At 62.3% G+C, this 18,448-nt stretch carries 19 protein-coding genes, 4 tRNA genes and 1 pseudogene; 4 read left to right on the forward strand and 20 right to left on the reverse strand.

Features of this window, described 5'->3' with window-relative positions:
* Positions 1 to 14: 14 nt before the first annotated feature.
* From phnK to phnC, 9 genes and pseudogenes are all read right to left on the reverse strand, one after another.
* Complete coding sequence (gene phnK, locus J7655_RS13540) at positions 15 to 824, reverse strand: phosphonate C-P lyase system protein PhnK (protein WP_230924894.1); 810 nt, start codon at positions 822 to 824, stop codon at positions 15 to 17.
* Positions 821 to 1,690, reverse strand: coding sequence for an alpha-D-ribose 1-methylphosphonate 5-phosphate C-P-lyase PhnJ (locus tag J7655_RS13545; RefSeq protein WP_230924895.1), 870 nt, complete (start codon positions 1,688 to 1,690; stop codon positions 821 to 823). The genes phnK and J7655_RS13545 overlap by 4 nt, the downstream gene beginning before the upstream one ends.
* Positions 1,690 to 2,766 (reverse strand): carbon-phosphorus lyase complex subunit, encoded by a 1,077-nt coding sequence (locus J7655_RS13550; protein WP_230924896.1) that lies wholly within the window; start codon positions 2,764 to 2,766, stop codon positions 1,690 to 1,692. Before J7655_RS13550 ends, J7655_RS13545 begins: the two co-directional genes overlap by 1 nt.
* The gene (gene phnH, locus J7655_RS13555) at positions 2,766 to 3,377 is read right to left on the reverse strand and encodes a phosphonate C-P lyase system protein PhnH (protein WP_230924897.1); all 612 of its coding nucleotides are present in this window, start codon (positions 3,375 to 3,377) and stop codon (positions 2,766 to 2,768) included. The genes J7655_RS13550 and phnH overlap by 1 nt, the downstream gene beginning before the upstream one ends.
* The gene (phnG, locus tag J7655_RS13560; protein ID WP_230924898.1) at positions 3,377 to 3,826 is read right to left on the reverse strand and encodes a phosphonate C-P lyase system protein PhnG; all 450 of its coding nucleotides are present in this window, start codon (positions 3,824 to 3,826) and stop codon (positions 3,377 to 3,379) included. The genes phnH and phnG overlap by 1 nt, the downstream gene beginning before the upstream one ends.
* An 11-nt stretch (positions 3,827 to 3,837) precedes the next feature.
* A complete protein-coding gene (gene phnF / locus J7655_RS13565) occupies positions 3,838 to 4,560 on the reverse strand; it encodes a phosphonate metabolism transcriptional regulator PhnF (RefSeq protein ID WP_230924899.1) in 723 nt (240 codons plus the stop codon).
* Between the two features lie 20 nt (positions 4,561 to 4,580).
* Positions 4,581 to 5,372 carry a phosphonate ABC transporter, permease protein PhnE gene (gene phnE, locus J7655_RS13570; RefSeq protein WP_230924900.1) on the reverse strand — a complete coding sequence of 264 codons (792 nt, stop codon included), beginning with the start codon at positions 5,370 to 5,372 and terminating at the stop codon, positions 4,581 to 4,583.
* Between the two features lie 63 nt (positions 5,373 to 5,435).
* Positions 5,436 to 6,437 (reverse strand): phosphonate ABC transporter substrate-binding protein, encoded by a 1,002-nt coding sequence (phnD, locus tag J7655_RS13575; protein WP_230924901.1) that lies wholly within the window; start codon positions 6,435 to 6,437, stop codon positions 5,436 to 5,438.
* Between the two features lie 57 nt (positions 6,438 to 6,494).
* A pseudogene (gene phnC, locus J7655_RS13580) lies at positions 6,495 to 7,318 on the reverse strand (phosphonate ABC transporter ATP-binding protein).
* A gap of 381 nt (positions 7,319 to 7,699) precedes the next feature.
* Between phnC and J7655_RS13585 the strand changes: the two are divergent.
* Positions 7,700 to 8,026, forward strand: a complete 327-nt coding sequence (locus J7655_RS13585) for an Arc family DNA-binding protein (RefSeq protein WP_147811074.1) — start codon at positions 7,700 to 7,702, stop codon at positions 8,024 to 8,026.
* Between the two features lie 82 nt (positions 8,027 to 8,108).
* Here J7655_RS13585 and J7655_RS13590 read toward each other — a convergent pair whose 3' ends face one another.
* The 4 genes from J7655_RS13590 to J7655_RS13605 all read right to left on the reverse strand — a co-directional run bounded on the left by J7655_RS13590 (position 8,109) and on the right by J7655_RS13605 (position 12,414).
* Complete coding sequence (locus tag J7655_RS13590; protein ID WP_230924902.1) at positions 8,109 to 9,245, reverse strand: sodium ion-translocating decarboxylase subunit beta; 1,137 nt, start codon at positions 9,243 to 9,245, stop codon at positions 8,109 to 8,111.
* Positions 9,246 to 9,257: 12 nt separating this feature from the next.
* Positions 9,258 to 11,036: a sodium-extruding oxaloacetate decarboxylase subunit alpha gene (gene oadA, locus J7655_RS13595; protein ID WP_230924903.1), complete on the reverse strand. Its 1,779-nt coding sequence runs from the start codon at positions 11,034 to 11,036 to the stop codon at positions 9,258 to 9,260.
* Positions 11,037 to 11,059: 23 nt separating this feature from the next.
* Positions 11,060 to 11,317 carry an OadG family protein gene (locus tag J7655_RS13600; RefSeq protein WP_230924904.1) on the reverse strand — a complete coding sequence of 86 codons (258 nt, stop codon included), beginning with the start codon at positions 11,315 to 11,317 and terminating at the stop codon, positions 11,060 to 11,062.
* A 200-nt stretch (positions 11,318 to 11,517) separates the two neighbouring features.
* Positions 11,518 to 12,414 (reverse strand): AraC family transcriptional regulator, encoded by an 897-nt coding sequence (locus J7655_RS13605; RefSeq protein WP_420850952.1) that lies wholly within the window; start codon positions 12,412 to 12,414, stop codon positions 11,518 to 11,520.
* 169 nt (positions 12,415 to 12,583) lie between these two features.
* Between J7655_RS13605 and J7655_RS13610 the strand changes: the two genes are divergently transcribed.
* Together J7655_RS13610 and J7655_RS13615 are read left to right on the forward strand one after the other, a co-directional pair.
* The gene (locus J7655_RS13610; protein ID WP_230924906.1) at positions 12,584 to 13,306 is read left to right on the forward strand and encodes an SDR family oxidoreductase; all 723 of its coding nucleotides are present in this window, start codon (positions 12,584 to 12,586) and stop codon (positions 13,304 to 13,306) included.
* Positions 13,307 to 13,320: 14 nt separating this feature from the next.
* On the forward strand, positions 13,321 to 13,782 hold the full coding sequence (locus J7655_RS13615; protein ID WP_230924907.1) for a nuclear transport factor 2 family protein: 462 nt from the start codon (positions 13,321 to 13,323) through the stop codon (positions 13,780 to 13,782).
* On the opposite strand, the gene mgtE is transcribed toward J7655_RS13615, so the two are convergent.
* Positions 13,783 to 15,225, reverse strand: coding sequence for a magnesium transporter (mgtE, locus tag J7655_RS13620; protein WP_230924908.1), 1,443 nt, complete (start codon positions 15,223 to 15,225; stop codon positions 13,783 to 13,785).
* Between the two features lie 321 nt (positions 15,226 to 15,546).
* Here mgtE and J7655_RS13625 point away from each other — a divergent pair, with 321 nt between their 5' ends.
* The gene (locus J7655_RS13625; protein ID WP_230924909.1) at positions 15,547 to 16,041 is read left to right on the forward strand and encodes a DUF4124 domain-containing protein; all 495 of its coding nucleotides are present in this window, start codon (positions 15,547 to 15,549) and stop codon (positions 16,039 to 16,041) included.
* 44 nt (positions 16,042 to 16,085) lie between these two features.
* On the opposite strand, the gene J7655_RS13630 is transcribed toward J7655_RS13625, so the two are convergent.
* From J7655_RS13630 to J7655_RS13655, 6 genes are all read right to left on the reverse strand, one after another.
* Positions 16,086 to 16,162, reverse strand: a tRNA-Arg gene (locus J7655_RS13630).
* A 70-nt stretch (positions 16,163 to 16,232) separates the two neighbouring features.
* Positions 16,233 to 16,309 (reverse strand) — tRNA-Arg (locus J7655_RS13635).
* 213 nt (positions 16,310 to 16,522) lie between these two features.
* Positions 16,523 to 16,599, reverse strand: a tRNA-Arg gene (locus J7655_RS13640).
* A gap of 73 nt (positions 16,600 to 16,672) precedes the next feature.
* Positions 16,673 to 16,763 (reverse strand) — tRNA-Ser (locus tag J7655_RS13645).
* A 61-nt stretch (positions 16,764 to 16,824) separates the two neighbouring features.
* Positions 16,825 to 17,010 carry a carbon storage regulator CsrA gene (gene csrA, locus J7655_RS13650; RefSeq protein WP_069517029.1) on the reverse strand — a complete coding sequence of 62 codons (186 nt, stop codon included), beginning with the start codon at positions 17,008 to 17,010 and terminating at the stop codon, positions 16,825 to 16,827.
* 190 nt (positions 17,011 to 17,200) lie between these two features.
* Positions 17,201 to 18,439, reverse strand: coding sequence for an aspartate kinase (locus tag J7655_RS13655; protein ID WP_230924910.1), 1,239 nt, complete (start codon positions 18,437 to 18,439; stop codon positions 17,201 to 17,203).
* Positions 18,440 to 18,448 lie beyond the last annotated feature (9 nt).

The following is an 18,448-nucleotide window of genomic DNA, read 5'->3' on the forward strand; positions in this document are numbered from 1 at the left end:
CCCACAGGACGAAATCAGGGCTGCAACACCGACGACACCAGCAGCTGCGAATAGGGATGCTGCGGGTCGTCGAGAATCTGGTCGGTCAGCCCCGCCTCCACCACGCGCGAGCGGCGCATCACCATCAGCCGGTCGGCCAACAGGCGCGCCACCGCCAGGTCGTGGGTGACGATCACCACCGCCAGGTCCAGCTCACGCACCAGACCACGCAGCAGGTCGAGCAGACGCGCCTGCACCGATACGTCCAATCCGCCGGTGGGTTCGTCCATGAACACCAGGCGTGGCGATGAAACCAGGTTGCGGGCGATCTGCAGGCGCTGCTGCATGCCGCCGGAAAAGGTGCGCGGCAGGTCATCGATACGTACCGGGTCGATCTCCACCTGGCTCAGCCAGTCGAGCCCGGCGGCGCGCAGTTCGCCATAGTGGCGCACGCCCTGCGCCATCAGCCGCTCGCCGATGTTGGCGCCGGCCGATACCGCCATGCGCAGGCCGTCACGCGGGTTCTGTTCGACGAAGCCCCATTCGGTGCGCAGCAGCGTGCGCCGCTCGGCCTCGCTGGCGCTGTACAGGTCGAGCCACTGGCCGTCGCGGCCGCGATAACTCACGTTGCCGCGATCCGGCGGGCAACGCCCGGAGAGCAGGCTGAGCAAGGTGGACTTGCCCGAGCCGGACTCGCCGACGATGCCCAGCACTTCACCGGGATAGAGGTCGAAACTCACGCCCTGGCAGCCCTTGTCCGGGCCATACAGACGGGTCAGGTCGCGCGCCGAGAACAGCGGATCGGCCGCTGTCACGGCAGGTTGCAGACGTTCGGCGGCGCTCATTGCAGGTTCTCCTCGGTTCGCTGACGGCAGTAGTCGGTGTCGGAGCAGACGAAGCGCTTGCTGCCGGCGTCATCGACGATCAGCTCGTCAAGGAAGGAATCGCTGCTGCCACAGAAGGCGCAGCACTCGTCCCAGCGCTGCACGGCGAAGGGGTGATCCTCGAAGTCCAGGCTGACCACCCGGGTAAAGGGCGGCACCGCATACAGGCGCTTCTCGCGGCCGGCACCGAACAGCATCAGCGCCGGGCTCATGTCCAGTTTGGGGTTGTCGAATTTGGGAATCGGCGACGGGTCCATCACGTAGCGCTCGTCCACCGTCACCGGGTAGGCGTAGGCAGTGGCGATATGGCCGAAGGTGGCGATGTCCTCGTACAGCTTCACGTGCATCACGCCGTAGTCCTCCAGCGCATGCATGGTCCGCGTCTCCTGCTCACTCGGCTCGATGAAGCGCAGCGGCTCGGGAATCGGCACCTGATAGACCATGATCTGCCCGGCCGACAGCGGGGTTTCCGGAATGCGGTGACGGGTCTGGATTACGCTGGCTTCCACTGTACGCTCGGTGGTGGCGACGCCTGCCGTACGGGCGAAGAAGCGACGGATCGACACCGCATTGGTGGTGTCGTCAGCGCCCTGGTCGATCACCTTGAGCACGTCGTCCGCACCGAGAATGGCAGCGGTCAGCTGCATGCCGCCGGTGCCCCAGCCATAAGGCAGCGGCATCTCGCGGCCGCCGAAGGGCACCTGGTAGCCAGGGATCGCCACCGCCTTGAGCAGGCCACGACGGATCATGCGTTTGGTCTGCTCGTCCAGGTAGGCGAAGTTGTAGGCCGACGCCTCGCGGGCGCCGCTTGCAGTGCAAAGGTTCATCAGCGGTTCTCCTCTGCCGGCGCCTGGCGGCGCAGCGTGCGGATCAGTTCCAGTTCGGCCTGGAAGTCGACGTAATGCGGCAACTTGAGGTGCGAGACGAAGCCGGCGGCCTCGACGTTGTCGCAGTGCATCAGCACGAACTCCTCTTCCTGCGCCGGGCCCTGCACCTCTTCGCCGTATTCGCCGGCACGCAGGGCGCGGTCGACCAGGGCCATGCCCATGGCCTTGCGCTCGGCGTAGCCGAAGGCCAGGCCGTAGCCGCGAGTGAACTGCGCCTGCTCGGCGCTTTCCCCGACGAACTGGTTGACCATCTCGCATTCGGTGATTTCGATGTCGCCCAGCGGCACGGCAAAGCCCAGCTCGGCGGGCGTCATCCACACCTCGACGGCGCCGATACGGATTTCCCCGGCAAAGGGGTGATTGCGCCCATAACCGCGCTGGGTCGAATAACCCAGCGCCAGGAGGAAGCCCTCATCGCCACGGGCCAACGCCTGCAGGCGCTCGGCGCGGTTGGCGGGAAAGGCCAGCGGCTCGCGGGTGATGTCAGGCACCGGCGCACCGTCATCCGTCTCGCGGGCCATCAGGCCTTCGTCGGCGAGAAAATCCAGCACGCGCGGACAGGGCTTGGGCTCATCGGTCACCGCCGCTTGCGGCGCCGGATAGTCACCTTCGGCCAGCAGCGCAAAGTCCAGCAGGCGATGGGTGTAGTCGAAGGTCGGGCCAAGTAACTGACCACCGGGCAGGTCCTTGAAGGTGGCGGAGATGCGCCGCTCCAGCTGCATTTGCGTGGTATCCAGCGGCTCGCTGGCGCCGAAACGCGGCAGCGTGGTGCGGTAGGCACGCAGCAGGAAGATCGCTTCCATCAGGTCACCTGCCGCTTGCTTGATGGCCAGCGCGGCCAGCTCCTCGTCGTACAGCGAGCCTTCGCTCATCACCCGGGCCACGGCCAGTGGCAACTGTTGGCGAACCTGCTGCACGCCCAGTTCGGCGACGGCAGTATCGCCACGGCGACGGCTGGCCAGCAGTTGATGGGCATTGTCGATGGCGCGTTCGCCACCCTTGACGGCGACATACATCAGGCAGCCTCCTCGGTTTCGATCAGCACGCGGGTGCTGCGCGGCAGACCGATAACTTCGAGGCCAGCAGCAAAAAAGCAGTCCAGGCCGCGTGGAAAAGCATTGCGTGCCTGACGCTGTTGCCAGAACGCGGCCGGCAACGGCAGGTTGACGCTGCGCACGTCCCTGATGCCGGGACCGCGCCAACGCAGGGCCGGGCCGGCATGCAGATCGTCGAGTTGAATCAGCAGCGTGCAGGACTGATCGGGGTAACGCTCGCTGCCGTTGTCGAAGTCCGACAGATCGTCCAGCTCGCTTTCATCGAACAAGGCGAACAGGGCAATCTCGCGCTCGGCGACGATCGGGCAGCCGCAGTGGAAGGCCAGGTTGGCGCGAATCAACGGCGTATCGAAGCGCGGCGCCAGCCATAGCGGCGTATCGCTGTCGAGAAAGGCCAGGCACAGGCCATAAGTAGCTGGGGCTAGATCGCCCAAAGCATGGGCGCGCTCCATGGCGCGTGGCAGGCCAGGTTCGGCCAGGGCAGCGAGGGCGGCGCGGAAGCTGACCTGGGCATCGAGCACCGGGTCGTCGAAAGCCGGTTGCAGCCAGTGCGAGCTGTGCGGCGTAGTCATCAATCCTCTCCTCTGACCAAGGTGAAGAACTCCACCTGGGTGGTGGCAGTCTGTGCGGCACGGGCCAGGCGCTGTTCGCGTTGCTGGCGAGCCAGGGGTTCGATCAGGTCACGCAGCCAGCGCGCCTGGTCGCTGCCCTGCAGGTGGGCGTCGGCCAGCGCCGCCAGTTCGGCACGGCGCTTGTCGCGACCGGCCAGGTAGCTGTAGCCGGTGCGCCCGTCGGCCAGACGCGCCACGCAGCGGGTCACGGTCATCTCGCCCAGGTTGAAGGCGCTACCGGTGCCGCCCATACGCCCGCGCACCAGGGTCATGCCCACCTCGGGGGCGCGGATCAGCTGGTAGGCGCTGTCCTTGAGCGCCGCTTCATGGGCGTCGAGGGCGCTGCCGGCACGGGCCAGCACCCCCATCCAGCGCTGGCGCGCGGCAATGTTCGGGTCGATTTCGTTCATGCGGGTCTCCATCAGGTCGCTACCTGGTACTGGAAGCGGTCGGCGCGGCTGCTGGACTGCGCCAGCTCCACCGCCCGGCCAGCGGGATCGCGGGACAAAGTGAGCACGCTGAGCAGCGGCGCATGGCGTGGCATCAGCAGGTGCGCGGCCTCCTCGCGGCTGGGCAGGCGCGCGCCGATCAGGCTGAAGGTGCGCGCCAGCGGCAGGTCGCGCTCGGCCAGGTACTGGCGCAACGAACCACCCTGGTAGTCGGCCAACAGTGGCGCCAGGCTGGCGCAGAAACGGTGGCGAATCAGGCTCAGCGGCTGGCCGTCGAGCAGACGCAGCGTGGCCAGCTCGATCAGTTCGCTGCCCTCGGGCAGTTGCAGGTGACGGCACTCTTCGCTGCTGCCAGGGCGATGCTGACGTTCGATCAGCCTGGCCTCGACGCGGTGACCCAGCGCCGACAGCGACTGACTGAAGGCACTGCCCGCCTCCACCGGATACACCAGCGGCCTGGCCAGCACCTGAGTGCCCTTGCCCTGGCGCCGCAGCAGGTGGCCTTCGAGCACCAGCTCGTCCACCGCGCGGCGCAGGGTGTGGCGGTTGACGGTAAAACGTGCGGCCAGTTGCATCTCGCCCGGCAGGTAATCGCCCGGGCTCATGCGCTGCAACTCTTCGCGCAGCACGCCAGCCAGCTCCAGGTACAGCGGCTGATCTTGTCTAGACATGTGCATGGTCTGAAAAGGGCGCACACAGGCGCCCTCCCTCTCCTTCAGATAAAAAGCTTGCGCAGGCGCTGGGACAGGATGTCGATGGCGCTTACCACCAGGATGATCACGATCAGCAGGGCGCAGGTCTGGGCAAACTGGAAGCCACGAATCGACTCCCAGAGCATCACCCCAATACCCCCGGCGCCGACCATGCCGACCACCGTGGCCGAGCGCACGTTGGACTCGAAGCGATAAAGCGAGAAGGAAATCCACAGCGGCAACACCTGCGGGATGACGCCGAAAATCACCTCCTGCAGGGCGCTGGCACCAGTGGCACGCACGCCTTCGACCGGGCCGGGATCGATGGCCTCGACCGCCTCGGCGAACAGCTTGGCCAGCACCCCGGTGGTGCTGATGAACAGCGCCAGCACGCCGGCGAAGGGGCCGAGCCCGACCGCAACGACGAAGAGCATGGCGAAGACCATTTCATTGATCGAACGACAGGCATCCATCACCCGGCGTACCGGCTGGTACACCCACCAGGGCACGATGTTCTCGGCACAGAGAATGCCCAGCGGAATGGCGCACAGGATGGCCAGCACCGTGCCCCACAGAGCGATCTGCACGGTGACGAGCATTTCCTTGAGATAGAACTCCCAATTGCTGAAATCCGGTGGGAAGAAATCGGCGGCGAAGGTGGCCATGTTGCCGCTGTCGCGAACCAGGGCCATCGGATTCATTTCCGCGCCCTGCCAGGACCAGGCGAGTACGGCCAGGAACAGCCCCCAGCCGATCAACTGCAACCAGCTGCGCTTGCTATCGGCAACCGGATTTAGGGTAGTCAGAGTGGTCATCAAGGTATCTCGGGGAAAACCATTGCAGTCAGCCCCCCGGCGTTGACCGAGGGGCTGCCAGGATCAACCGGCGCTGGCGCCGTTCTGCTTCTCGAGCTCGGCCATGCGCTGTTCCAACTTGGCCAGTTCGGCGTCGAGCGCCTTGAGCTGGGCCTGCTTGTCGGCGTCCTTGAGCTTGTCGTTGTTAGCCACTTCGGTGCGCTTCTTGAACAGCTCGAGCTGGCGAATCGGCAGCAGCTGATCGTCATTCGAGGCGCGGAATTTGCCCCACTGCAGGCCTTCCAGGACTTTCAGCTCCTGCGGCTGGTCGCCGTAGGTCATGAAGAACTCACGCAGCTTGTCGCGGGTTTCCTGCGGCAGGTTCTTGCGCCAGACCATCGGGTCGGACGGGATCAGCGGCGAAGTCCAGATCACCTTGAGCTGCGCGGCCTTATCCGGCGCAGTCACTTCCAGGCGCTCCATGCCTTCGCTGTTGAAGGTGCCGATATCGACCTGCTTGTTGGCCACCGACAGGGCGTTGACTTCATGGCTGCCGTTGAGCGAACGCTTGAAAAGCTTGTTGGCGTCGACGTTGTTCTGGGCGAACACGTAGTAGCCCGGCACCAGATAGCCGGAGGTGGAGTTGGGATCACCATTGGCGAAGGTCAGGCTCGAAGCGTTCTTCAGCATGTCCTCGACCGAGTTGATCGGGCTGTCCTTGTGCGCCACCAGCAGGCTGTAGTAACCCTGCGAACCATTGGCCGCGACGGTCTGGGCGAAGATCTCGCCGCCGGCGCGATCCACCGCTTCCATGGCTGACTTGTTGCCGTACCAGGCCACATCGACCTTGTCGAAGCGCATGCCCTGGATGATGCCGGCATAGTCAGGGGCGAAGAAGGCGTTGATCTTGATCCCGGTCTGCTTGCTCATATCAGCCAGGAAGGGGTCCCACATTTCCTTGAGGTTCTGCGAAGACTCGGTGGAAATAATGCCGAAGTTGAGTTCCTCGGCGGCCTGGGCCGAGCCCAGCAGGGAACCGGTAACGAGCGCAGAGGCAGCCAGAACCTGGCCGATGCGTTTGAACATGGCAAAGCACTCCTGTTGCAGATGGGCGTTGTTGAAGTGAACCGGGAATGAACGGCGTCAGGCCTTGGCCAGCGCCAGCGGACGTTCGACCGCACGTGGACGATGGCTCTGCGGCAGCAGCAGGCTGACATCGAGATCGCCGCCATAGAGATCGTTGAGAAAATCGGGATTGAGCTCGTCAGTGGAGCCGTCGAAATGAATGCGCCCACCCTTGAGCGCAACGGCGCGCTGGCAGTAGCGCACCGCGTAATCGACCTGATGCAGGGTCACCACCACGGTCTTGCCGTCGCGACGATTGATGTCGGCGAGAATCTCCATCACCTTGCGCGCTGACTCGGGGTCGAGCGAAGCGATCGGCTCGTCGGCGAGAATCACCTCGGCCTGTTGGCACAAGGCTCGGGCGATGGCCACGCGCTGCTGCTGGCCGCCGGACAGGGTCGAAGCACGCTGCGCCGCGAAATCGGCCAGCCGACCCGCTCCAGCGCCTGCATGGCGCGCTGCTTCTCCCCGGCATTGAACAGGCTGAGGCTACCGCGCCAGCGCGGCATGCGCCCCAGGCCGCCGAGCAGGACGTTCTGCAGCACACTCAGCCGCCCTACGAGGTTGAATTGCTGGAAGATGTAGCCGATATCGGCGCGCTGGCGACGCACATCGCCATTGAGGCGACCATCGGCCTGAACCTGGCGCCCGAGCACCTCGATGCTGCCGGCATCGCCGCGAGCCAGCCCGGCGAGATGGCGCAGCAGTGTGGATTTGCCCGAGCCAGAGGCACCGATCAGCGCGACCATTTCACCCGGCTGTACCGACAACGCCAGGTCGAACAACGCCTGTTTACGGCCGAAGCTCTTGTTCAGACGGTCGACTCGAATCGCTGCGCTCATGTACTGGCCCTCTACTACCGTTGTCGATGCGAAGGCTGTTACACGCGCCTTCTGGTGTAGACCACGTTAGGCGCAAGCTGTGTCAGCCCCATGAAACGGAGATGACAATTGAGTGACCAAAGCCTGAACTTTCGCGGCTGGAGGCGAACCAACAGGACTTATGACGAATACTGCGCATTTCTGACAATCGGTGCTGGCACAAAGCCGCCACTTGCCCCACACTTCGACACGTATTTGGCGTCAAGGAACTGTTCAGATGACCGCAAGGTCACAATGACGCAGAACGCGATACCGGTTGAACGGCTAGTGCGAAACACGGTCAAACCGGTGACAATCTCGACACTGACTACCAGTATCGCTCCCTGAACTAACCGGTAATGTATGCGCCCTATGAAACAGGCTACCTATTCCAGCCGCACGGCTGACAAATTCGTCGTTCGCTTGCCAGATGGCATGCGTGAGCGTATCGCTGACGTAGCACGCAACCATCACCGCAGCATGAACTCTGAAATCATCGCCCGCCTGGAGCAGAGCATGCTGCAGGAAGGCGCTCTGGATGAAGATCTCAGCATGCGCCTCGACAGCCCCGAGCTGAGCCTGCACGAGCGTGAGCTGCTGCAGCGTTTCCGTCAGCTGTCGCGCCGCCAGCAAAATGCGCTGGTGGCACTGATTGCCCACGACGTGGAAATGGCCGCTGAAGAAGCCTGAAGCGCGCCCATAAAAAAACCGGCCTTGCGCCGGTTTTTTTATGGGCAATGAAAAGACGCGGAGCACACTCCGCGCCCTTAGGTCAGCCAACAAAGCTGAGCAGCACCCCCGCCGCCACTGCCGAGCCGATCACCCCGGCCACGTTCGGGCCCATGGCATGCATCAGCAGGAAGTTCTGCGGGTTGGCCTCCAGGCCGACCTTGTTCGATACCCGGGCCGCCATCGGTACCGCCGATACCCCCGCCGAGCCGATCAGTGGGTTGATCTTGTTGCTGCTGAATACGTTCATCAGCTTGGCCATCAGCACGCCAGCCGCCGTGCCGGCACAGAAAGCCAGCATGCCGAGACCGAGAATCCCCAGAGTCTTGAGTTGCAGGAAGGAGTCAGCCGAGAGTTTGGAGCCCACGGTCAGGCCAAGGAAGATGGTGACGATATTGATCAGCGCATTGCGCGAGGTATCGGCCAGGCGCTCGACCACACCCGCTTCACGCAGCAGGTTGCCGAGGGCGAACATGCCAATCAGCGGCGCGGCGTCCGGTAGCAGCAAGCCAATCAGAATGCACAGCACGATGGGAAAGATGATCTTCTCGGTCTGCCCCACCGGACGCAGCTGCTGCATGACGATGGCGCGCTCTTCCTTGGTGGTCAGGGCGCGCATGATCGGCGGCTGAATCAACGGCACCAGCGCCATATAGGCATAGGCGGCGACTGCAATGGGGCCGAGCAGATGCGGCGCCAGCTTTGAGGTCACGAAGATCGAGGTCGGGCCGTCAGCACCACCGATGATGGCGATGGAAGCCGCCTCTTTCAGGGTGAACTCCATACCTGGGATACCCAGCGCAGTCAGCGCCAGGGCGCCGAGCAGCGTACCGAAGATACCGAACTGCGCAGCAGCACCGAGCAGCAGCGTCTTGGGGTTGGCCAGCATCGGCCCGAAGTCGGTCATGGCCCCAACGCCAAGGAAGATCAGCAGCGGGAAGATACTGGTCGGCAGGCCCACCTCGTAGATCAGGTGCAGGAAGCCCGCACCCTCAGCCATATTGGCCACCGGAATGTTCGCCAACAGCCCACCAAAACCAATGGGCAGCAGCAACAGCGGCTCGAAGCCCTTTTTGATGGCCAGGTAGATCAGCAGCACACACACGGCAATCATGAAGGCCTGGCCAGGCTCAAGGTGATACAGACCGGTGCTTTGCCAGAGTTTCAGGAGCTTTTCCATGGCCGCGCTCCCTTAACCGATGGTCAGCAGGCTGTCGCCCACCGCCACCGCATCACCCACCTTGACGTTGACCGCACCAATGGTGCCAGCCTTAAAGGCACGAATTTCGGTTTCCATCTTCATGGCTTCGAGGATGATGACCAATTGGCCCTCCTCTACGACCTGGCCTGGCTGCACCAGCACCTTGAAGATATTGCCGGCCAGCGGCGCCGCCTGCGGCTCGCCACCGCCAGCGGCAACCGGTGCTGCAGCAGGCGCCGCACCGCCCGCAGCCCCGACAGGCTTGAGGCCTTCGATATCGCCACCTTCATTCACCTGCACCACAAAGGACTTGCCGTTCACTTCAACGGTGTAGACCTCGGGCTTGCCAGCCTCGCGGGCCGGTACTTCCTTGCCGGTCGGAGCCGGTTCGAAGGCCGCCGGGTTACCGCGATTTTCCAGGAACTTCAGGCCGATCTGCGGGAACAGCGCATAGGTCAGCACGTCGTCGATTGCATCGGCAGCCAGCTTGATGCCCTTCTCTTTGGCGATGCCCTTGAGCTCGGCGGTCAGCTTGTCCATCTCGGCTTCGAGCAGATCGGCCGGGCGACAGGTAATGGCCTCGGCCCCATCCAACACGCGGGCCTGCAGCGCCTTGTTGAACGGTGCCGGCGCAGCGCCGTATTCACCTTTCAGCACGCCAGCCGTCTCCTTGGTGATGGACTTGTAGCGCTCACCGGTCAGCACGTTGATCACCGCCTGCGTGCCGACGATCTGCGAGGTCGGGGTCACCAGCGGGATAAAGCCGAGGTCTTCGCGCACCCGCGGGATCTCGGCCAGCACCTGGTCGAACCTATCCTGGGCGCCCTGCTCTTTCAGCTGGCTTTCCATATTGGTGAGCATGCCACCGGGCACCTGGGCCACCAGAATGCGCGAATCCACGCCCTTGAGATTGCCCTCGAACTTCGCGTACTTCTTCCGTACTTCACGGAAATAGGCGGCGATTTCTTCCAGCAGCTCCAGGTTCAGGCCGGTATCGCGCTCGGTGCCCTGGAACATCGCCACCACGGACTCGGTCGGCGAATGGCCATAGGTCATCGACAGGGAAGAAATCGCGGTATCGACGTTGTCGATGCCCGCTTCCACGGCCTTGAGGATGGCCACTGAAGAAAGGCCCGCCGTGGCGTGGCACTGCATATGAATCGGAATGGACAGGCTGGTCTTCAGGCGCGACACCAGCTCGAAGGCGGTATAGGGCGTGAGAATGCCGGCCATGTCCTTGATCGCCACCGAGTCCGCACCCATGTCTTCGATCTGCTTGGCCAGGTCCACCCACATGTCCAGGGTGTGCACCGGGCTGGTGGTGTAGGAGATGGTGCCCTGGGCATGCTTGCCCTGCTGCTTGACGGCCTTGAGCGCGGTTTGCAGGTTGCGCGGATCGTTCATCGCATCGAATACGCGGAACACATCCACACCATTGATGGCGGCGCGTTCGACGAACTTCTCCACTACATCATCGGCGTAATGCCGATAGCCCAGCAGGTTCTGACCGCGCAGCAGCATCTGCTGGCGGGTGTTGGGCATGGCCTTTTTCAGCTCACGGATACGATGCCAGGGGTCTTCACCCAGGTAGCGAATACAGGCGTCGAAGGTCGCCCCGCCCCAGGACTCCACCGACCAGAAACCAACCTGATCGAGCTTGGGCGCGATCGGCAGCATGTCTTCCAGGCGCACACGGGTGGCCAGGATCGATTGGTGGGCGTCACGCAGCACCACATCGGTAATACCGAGTGCTTGTTTAACGGCAGTCATACAGGTACTCCCTCTGAACCTGATCAACCGCGACGGGCGCGGTGCTGGGCAATGGCGGATTGGATGGCGGCCAGTGTGTCTGCATCCGGCTCATGGTTGGCCGGCCTGGTACTGGACGCGGGAGAGGAGACTGCAGGAGCCGGCACAGGCGCCGCGAAGGTCGCGATCAGCCGCGACATCAGGCTGACCACCCCCACCAGCAACACCAGAAAGATAAACACGAAACCCATGCCGAACAGCATGAGTTCGACACCCTCAAGCAGCAGTTCACTGGGGGTCATCTTGGCTCCTTTTGGCCAGCAGCTCGCGGCTGCATTTATTATTGATTCAGGAGCGCCCAGGATCAGCGCCCGGGCAAAGCTGCCGAACCTTAGCCTGAAACGAGCGTTTGAAGCAAACGCCAAAAGGGCTGGACTGGTCGTTGATGTAGTGTTTTTTGCGTACCCACTACCGAAGCAGGAGAAAAGCTTTGCGCGTAATCTCAGGAGGCCGAACGCACACGGGTATCAACGGCAGGCGCCAGCGCCAGAAGCTGCTTGAAGTGGCGCGTCTCATCGCCCGGCGTGCGCCCGAACAGACGCTTGAACTCCCGATTGAACTGCGACGGGCTTTCATAGCCGACGCATTGCGCCGCACTCAGCGCGCTCATGTCGTTGCGAATCATCAGCAGCCGCGCCTGATGTAGGCGAATGGCCTTGAGATACTGCAACGGCGAGCGGCTGGTCATCGCCTTGAAATGCACATGGAAGGCCGGCACGCTCATGCTGGCGATTTCAGCCAGTGAGGGCACATCGAGCGCTTGCTGGTAATCCCGGTGAATGCGCTGCAGCACGCGCGCGATGCGGCCGAAGTGACTGTTCTGCGCCAGGGCCGCGCGCAAGCCATTGCCCTGCTCGCCCTGCAGCACGCGCAAGAGGATCTCGCGCACAATCGAGGGACCGAGCAGACGCACCTCGTCAGGGTCGGCCAGCGCCTCCAGCAAACGCAACGTGGCATCACTCAGGCGCGCATCCATCGGGCTGGAATAAAGCGTTGCCGGTCGGACTGGCTGGGGCGCCTGCAGATCCATGACCAGCTCGGCCAGCAACAGCGGGTCGACCCGCAGCGCCACCCCCAGCATGGGCTCTGCGGCACTGGCCTCGGTTTCGATGGAGAACGGCAGTGGCAACGCCAGCACTAGGTACTGCTGGGCATCGTAAACGTACAGGTTGCCATCATGCAGGCCGCGCTTGCGGCCCTGGATCACGATCACGATGCTCGGCTCATACAGCGCCGGCGTGACCGGCAATGGCCGATCCGCACGCATGAAGGTCACCCCGTCGAGTTGCGCTGCGGTGTAGCCCTCTTGCGGAGCCAGGCGCAGCATCAGCTCAACCATACGTCTTTTGATGCGTTCAGCTCTCATGCTCATGCGCGGACTCGTTGGCAGTACCCCGGCATTGTAGGAAGCATTCGATAGAAACAGGCAATATCCAAAGAGTAACGAGACTTAGCAGCCGACCCGCCCCTGCCTAGCATGAACGCTCCATAACGCAATGGAGACCGACATGAGCAAAGTCATCCTCATCACCGGCGCCAGCAGTGGCATCGGCGAAGCCACCGCCAGACACCTGGCCAGCCTGGGCCATCACGTGGTACTCGGCGCCCGCCGCATCGAGCGCTTGCAGGCACTGGTAGCAGAACTGCAGGCACAAGGTCTGCACGCCTCCTATCGCGCCCTGGACGTCAGCCAATTGCAGGACATGCAAGCCTTCGTCGAGCATGCCGAGAAGCAGCACGGCCCCGTCGACGTGATCATCAACAATGCCGGGGTCATGCCGCTGTCGCCGCTCAATGCCCTGAAGGTGGATGAGTGGAATCGCATGATCGACGTCAACATCCGGGGCGTGCTGCACGGTATTGCCGCCGTACTGCCAGGCATGGAGGAACGTGGGCGTGGCCAGGTCATCAACATCGCCTCCATCGGCGCTCACGCCGTATCGCCGACAGCAGCGGTCTACTGCGCGACCAAATATGCCGTGTGGGCGATTTCCGACGGCCTGCGCCAGGAAAGCGAGCGTATCCGCGTCACCACCCTATGCCCCGGCGTGGTCGAGTCCGAACTGGCCGAGAGCATCTCCGATGCCACTGCGCGCGAGACGATGAAGGCCTTCCGCCGCATCGCCATCACACCGGACGCCATTGCCCGCGCCGTCGCCTATGCCGTGGAACAGCCTGACGACGTCGACGTCAGCGAGCTGATCGTGCGCCCTACCGCCAGCCCTTACTGAACAGGAGGCTCCCGATGAAAACATCGCAACCGATGATCGCCTTTCTGCTTGCCAGCCTGCTCAGCTGTTCGACCCTGGCCGACGATGTCACCCAGGAAAACGCCGCACTGATCCAGAATGCCTTCAATGACTGGCGCGCAGGCCAGGGCGGCATTTTCCAACTGCTGGCCGACGATGTGGTGTGGGTCGTGGCTGGCAACAGCCCGGTATCGGGCACCTATCGCAGCCGCGAGCAGTTCATGGCAGAAGCGGTCAAACCCATCACCGACAAACTGGCCACGCCCATCGTGCCCAGCGTCCGCCAGATCGTGGCGCAGGGCTCGCTTGTCGTCGCCTACTGGGATGGCCAGGCGACTGCCAGGGACGGCAGCCGCTACACGAACAGCTACTCCTGGCACATGCAGCTGGAAAATGGCCGGATTACCCACGTCACGGCCTTTCTCGACACCTGGCGGCTGGCCGAACTGATGAATTGATTACATCAGGAAGATCGACGCCAACCCCAGGAAGATGAAGAAGCCGCCGCTGTCGGTCATGGCGGTGATCATCACGCTGGCCCCCATGGCCGGGTCGCGCCCTAGGCGTGCCAGGGTCATGGGGATCAGCACCCCCATCAACGCCGCCAGCAACAGGTTGAGGGTCATGGCCGCCGTCATCACCACACCCAACGACCAACTGCCATACAAGCCATAGGCAACGGCGCCGATCACACCACCCCAGAGGATGCCGTTGATCAGCGAGACGCCAAGTTCCTTGCGCAGCAGGCGCTTGGTATTGCCGGTGCTGACCTGATCCAGCGCCATGGCGCGTACGATCATGGTGATGGTCTGGTTGCCCGAGTTACCGCCAATACCGGCAACGATGGGCATCAGCGCCGCCAGCGCCACCAGTTTCTCGATCGAGCCTTCGAACAGGCCGATCACCCGCGAAGCGAGGAATGCGGTGACCAGGTTGATCGCCAGCCACGCCCAGCGGTTACGCACCGACTTCCACACCGAGGCGAAGATGTCTTCCTCCTCGCGCAGACCGGCCATGTTCAGCACTTCGCTTTCGCTTTCCTCGCGGATCAGGTCGACCATCTCGTCGATGGTCAGACGGCCGATCAGCTTGCCGTTCTTGTCCACCACCGGAGCGGAAATCAGGTCGTAACGTTCGAACGCCTGCGCGGCGTCGTAGCCGTCCTCGTCCGGATGGAAGCTCACCGGATCGTCGGCCATGACTTCGCCGACCTGCTTGTCCGGGTCGTTGACCAACAGCCGCTTGATCGGTAGCACGCCCTTGAGCACGCCGTCGTAATCGACCACGAACAGTTTGTCGGTATGCCCCGGCAGCTCTTTCAGGCGGCGCAGGTAACGCAGCACCACTTCCAGGCTGACGTCTTCGCGGATGGTGACCATCTCGAAGTCCATCAGCGCACCGACCTGATCCTCCTCGTAGGACAGGGCCGAGCGCACACGCTCGCGCTGCTGAGCGTCGAGCGATTCCATCAGCTCATGCACGACGTCGCGCGGCAGTTCCGGCGCCAGGTCGGCGAGTTCGTCGGCATCCAGGTCCTTGGCCGCAGCGAGAATCTCGTGATCGTCCATGTCGGCGATCAGGGTTTCGCGTACTGCGTCGGAGACTTCCAGCAGGATGTCGCCGTCACGCTCGGCCTTGACCAGCTGCCAGACGGTCAGACGCTCGTCGAGCGGCAAGGCTTCGAGGATATGGGCGATGTCAGCGGGGTGCAGATCCTCGAGCTTGCGCTGCAGCTCGACCAGATTCTGTCGGTGTACCAGGCTTTCGACCCGGTCGTGATGCTGGCCTTCCTGACGATGGGTCAGGTCTTCGACCAGCCTTTGCCGATGCAGCAGTTCGATCACCTGGGCCAGGCGATCCTGCAAGCTTTCTTGCGGCTTCTTGGCTTCTACTTCAGTCATAGCGCGCTCCACCCCCAGTTGGCGGGCACGCCAAAGGGGATCAATCAGGTCTTACACGATTGTGCGAGGGGAGTATTGAGTAACTACTGGGTAAGTCCATGGTGGTATTCCACAAGCCCCGGCGGGGCTGACGCGGCGAATGATAACACCGCAAAACAGCTTTGTACGTGACAAAAGCGCGGCAAGAACAACTGCTTGCATCGCAAACTTCAATCCCGCATGCAACCTGATCATGCGACGCCAGCCATGTGCGCCAGGACACCCTGGCACATGAGAAAAAACGGTCTAACCTGAGACATGCACCGTCACGGAGGACGACTCATGCGAGGACTGCACTTCACAGCACTATGCGCCGCCATACTGCTGCCCCCCATTCAGGACAGCTCGGCCAGCAGTGTGTTCCGCTGCGTGGATGGCACAGGTCATGTCACTTTCACCCGTCACGGCTGCCCCAGCGATCAGCAACAGCACCTGCAGGACGCACGCAACCACACCCCCAGCAGCGGCAAGGTCATCCCACTGGCCAACCCTGACAGACGCAGGGCAACGGCACCTGCGGGCGCGGCGGAACTGGTGATAGTCGGCCAGCGGGACGATGGTTGCGGCAATCTGCTCAGCAGCAGCGAGAAACGCCAGGCGATCATCCGCAAGGAAATCCGCGCAGGCCTCAGCCGCGCCGACGTGGAAAGCAGCCTGGGCAAACCGGACAGAGTCACGAGCAGCAACGGCCAACAGCGCTATCACTACCGCGAAAAACGCAAAGGCGGCAGCAGCCGGCAGATCAGCTTCGACGCAGCCGGCTGCGTGAAGAAATGAACCATAAAGAAAAAGGGCCTGCATCACTGCAGGCCCTTTTGGTATGGCGGACTCAGGAGGATTCGAACCTCCGACCGCTCGGTTCGTAGCCGAGTACTCTATCCAGCTGAGCTATGAGTCCGTTTGGCGCTTTTTGACCAGATCACCGCTGGCTGAAACATGACCTTGCATCGCTGCAGTGCCATTTGATATGGCGGACTCAGGAGGATTCGAACCTCCGACCGCTCGGTTCGTAGCCGAGTACTCTATCCAGCTGAGCTATGAGTCCGTTACAGATCACCCGAAAACTACTGCGCTTGGTTATGCTTCGTTGAAACCGAACTCAGAATGCTCATTTAGAAAACTAAACTGCGCTTCTTCGTTCGCTTTCGCCTCGCCTACCCTTCGCTCGCTACGCTTTCGTGCGACCTTATGGCGCTTTTAGACCAGATCACCACTGATTGAAACAAAATGGCTTGCAGCGATGCAAGCCATTTGAATATGGCGGACTCAGGAGGATTCGAACCTCCGACCGCTCGGTTCGTAGCCGAGTACTCTATCCAGCTGAGCTATGAGTCCACTCTTTGGTGCTTTTAGACCAGATCACCTCTGGTTGATTCGCAAACCTGGCTAAGCCCGGCTCGCTGAATAATGGCGGAGAAGGGGGGATTCGAACCCCCGACACCCTTTTGAGGTGTACTCCCTTAGCAGGGGAGCGCCTTCAGCCTCTCGGCCACCTCTCCGCAACACGGGGCGCATGATAACCATGTTTTCCCCGTTTGCAAACAAAAATTTGTAGAAAAATTAGTGGCTTGGTTCGTCACCCTTCTCTTTCTGGATGCGCTGGTAGATTTCTTCACGGTGTACGGCAACCTCTTTCGGCGCATTGACGCCAATGCGCACCTGGTTACCTTTCACACCCAACACGGTGACAGTCACTTCATCACCGACCATCAGGGTCTCTCCGACCCGGCGAGTCAGAATCAGCATTCCTTTCTCCTCAACGGATTACATTTTCAGGACAACAGTCTGCAAAAAGAAAATGGTGCCGACCTGCGCCTTTATCAAGCCCACAGGCCTCCACCCAAGTATTGACCAGCCCGCGCAGAAAGAAAGTTCCCGCCAACCAGTCAAAAAGACGAAAGGCGCGGAACCTGCCGCGCCTTTCGGATCAGTCGAATCAGTCGCCCTGTCGGGCCGGGGCATCCAGCTCGAAGGCAGTATGCAGTGCGCGCACCGCCAGCTCCAGATACTTCTCTTCGATGACCACGGACACCTTGATCTCGGAGGTGGAGATCATCTGGATATTGATGGTCTCCTTGGCCAGCGCTTCGAACATGCGGCTGGCGACACCGGCGTGGGAACGCATGCCGACACCGACGATGGACACCTTGGCGATGTTGGTATCACCCACGACTTCACGGGCACCCAGCTCGTCAGCAGTCTTCTGCAGCACGCCCAGGGCGTTGTTGTAGTCGTTGCGGTGTACGGTGAAGGTGAAATCAGTGGTGTTATCGTGCGAGACGTTCTGCACGATCATGTCCACTTCGATATTCGCGGCGCTGATCGGGCCGAGAATCTTGAAGGCGATGCCGGGGATATCCGGTACCCCACGGATGGTCAGCTTGGCTTCGTCGCGGTTGAAAGCGATGCCGGAAATGATCGGCTGTTCCATGGATTCCTCTTCATCAAGGGTAATGAGGGTGCCCGGCCCCTCCTGAAAGCTATGCAGGACGCGCAGCGGGACATTGTACTTGCCGGCAAACTCGACCGAACGAATCTGCAACACCTTGGAGCCGAGACTGGCCATTTCCAGCATCTCTTCGAAGGTGATCTTTTCCAGGCGCTGAGCCTTGGGCACCACACGCGGGTCAGTGGTGTAAACGCCATCGACATCGGTGTAGATCTGGCACTCGTCGGCTTTCAGCGCCGCCGCCAGAGCCACGCCGGTGGTGTCGGAGCCGCCGCGCCCGAGGGTGGTGATATTGCCGTGCTCGTCGACGCCCTGGAAGCCAGCAACCACGACGACGCGACCAGCCTTGAGGTCGGCGCGAATCTTCTGATCATCGATCTGCAGAATGCGCGCCTTGTTGTGCGAACTGTCGGTGAGGATACGCACCTGGTTGCCGGTGTAGGACACCGCCGGCACGCCGCGCTTGATCAGCGCCATGGCCAACAGGGCAATGGTCACCTGCTCACCGGTAGACACCATCACATCCAGCTCACGTGCAACCGGCTCGCCATCGGTGATCTGTTTGGCCAGATCGATCAGGCGGTTGGTTTCGCCGCTCATGGCGGAAACCACGACGACGATGTCGTCACCGTTCTCGCGGAACTTCTTCACCTTGTCGGCGACCTGCGCGATGCGCTCGATGGTGCCGACGGATGTGCCCCCAAACTTCTGTACGATCAAAGCCATTTCAAAAAG

It is taken from the genome of Pseudomonas wenzhouensis (assembly GCF_021029445.1).
In the GTDB taxonomy this organism is placed as follows: domain Bacteria; phylum Pseudomonadota; class Gammaproteobacteria; order Pseudomonadales; family Pseudomonadaceae; genus Aquipseudomonas; species Aquipseudomonas wenzhouensis.

Coding starts and splice junctions, on each gene's coding strand:
- J7655_RS13615 (WP_230924907.1), top strand. CDS start 13,321: ATGAAAACATCGCAACCGATGATCGCCTTTCTGCTTGCCAGCCTGCTC.
- mgtE (WP_230924908.1), bottom strand. CDS start 15,225: ATGACTGAAGTAGAAGCCAAGAAGCCGCAAGAAAGCTTGCAGGATCGC.
- J7655_RS13545 (WP_230924895.1), bottom strand. CDS start 1,690: ATGAACCTTTGCACTGCAAGCGGCGCCCGCGAGGCGTCGGCCTACAAC.
- J7655_RS13590 (WP_230924902.1), bottom strand. CDS start 9,245: ATGGAAAAGCTCCTGAAACTCTGGCAAAGCACCGGTCTGTATCACCTT.
- J7655_RS13605 (WP_420850952.1), bottom strand. CDS start 12,414: ATGGTTGAGCTGATGCTGCGCCTGGCTCCGCAAGAGGGCTACACCGCA.
- J7655_RS13610 (WP_230924906.1), top strand. CDS start 12,584: ATGAGCAAAGTCATCCTCATCACCGGCGCCAGCAGTGGCATCGGCGAA.
- phnK (WP_230924894.1), bottom strand. CDS start 824: ATGAGCGCCGCCGAACGTCTGCAACCTGCCGTGACAGCGGCCGATCCG.
- csrA (WP_069517029.1), bottom strand. CDS start 17,010: ATGCTGATTCTGACTCGCCGGGTCGGAGAGACCCTGATGGTCGGTGAT.
- phnD (WP_230924901.1), bottom strand. CDS start 6,437: ATGTTCAAACGCATCGGCCAGGTTCTGGCTGCCTCTGCGCTCGTTACC.
- oadA (WP_230924903.1), bottom strand. CDS start 11,036: ATGACTGCCGTTAAACAAGCACTCGGTATTACCGATGTGGTGCTGCGT.
- J7655_RS13625 (WP_230924909.1), top strand. CDS start 15,547: ATGCGAGGACTGCACTTCACAGCACTATGCGCCGCCATACTGCTGCCC.
- phnE (WP_230924900.1), bottom strand. CDS start 5,372: ATGACCACTCTGACTACCCTAAATCCGGTTGCCGATAGCAAGCGCAGC.
- J7655_RS13655 (WP_230924910.1), bottom strand. CDS start 18,439: ATGGCTTTGATCGTACAGAAGTTTGGGGGCACATCCGTCGGCACCATC.
- J7655_RS13585 (WP_147811074.1), top strand. CDS start 7,700: ATGCGCCCTATGAAACAGGCTACCTATTCCAGCCGCACGGCTGACAAA.
- J7655_RS13600 (WP_230924904.1), bottom strand. CDS start 11,317: ATGACCCCCAGTGAACTGCTGCTTGAGGGTGTCGAACTCATGCTGTTC.
- phnH (WP_230924897.1), bottom strand. CDS start 3,377: ATGACTACGCCGCACAGCTCGCACTGGCTGCAACCGGCTTTCGACGAC.
- J7655_RS13550 (WP_230924896.1), bottom strand. CDS start 2,766: ATGTATGTCGCCGTCAAGGGTGGCGAACGCGCCATCGACAATGCCCAT.
- phnG (WP_230924898.1), bottom strand. CDS start 3,826: ATGAACGAAATCGACCCGAACATTGCCGCGCGCCAGCGCTGGATGGGG.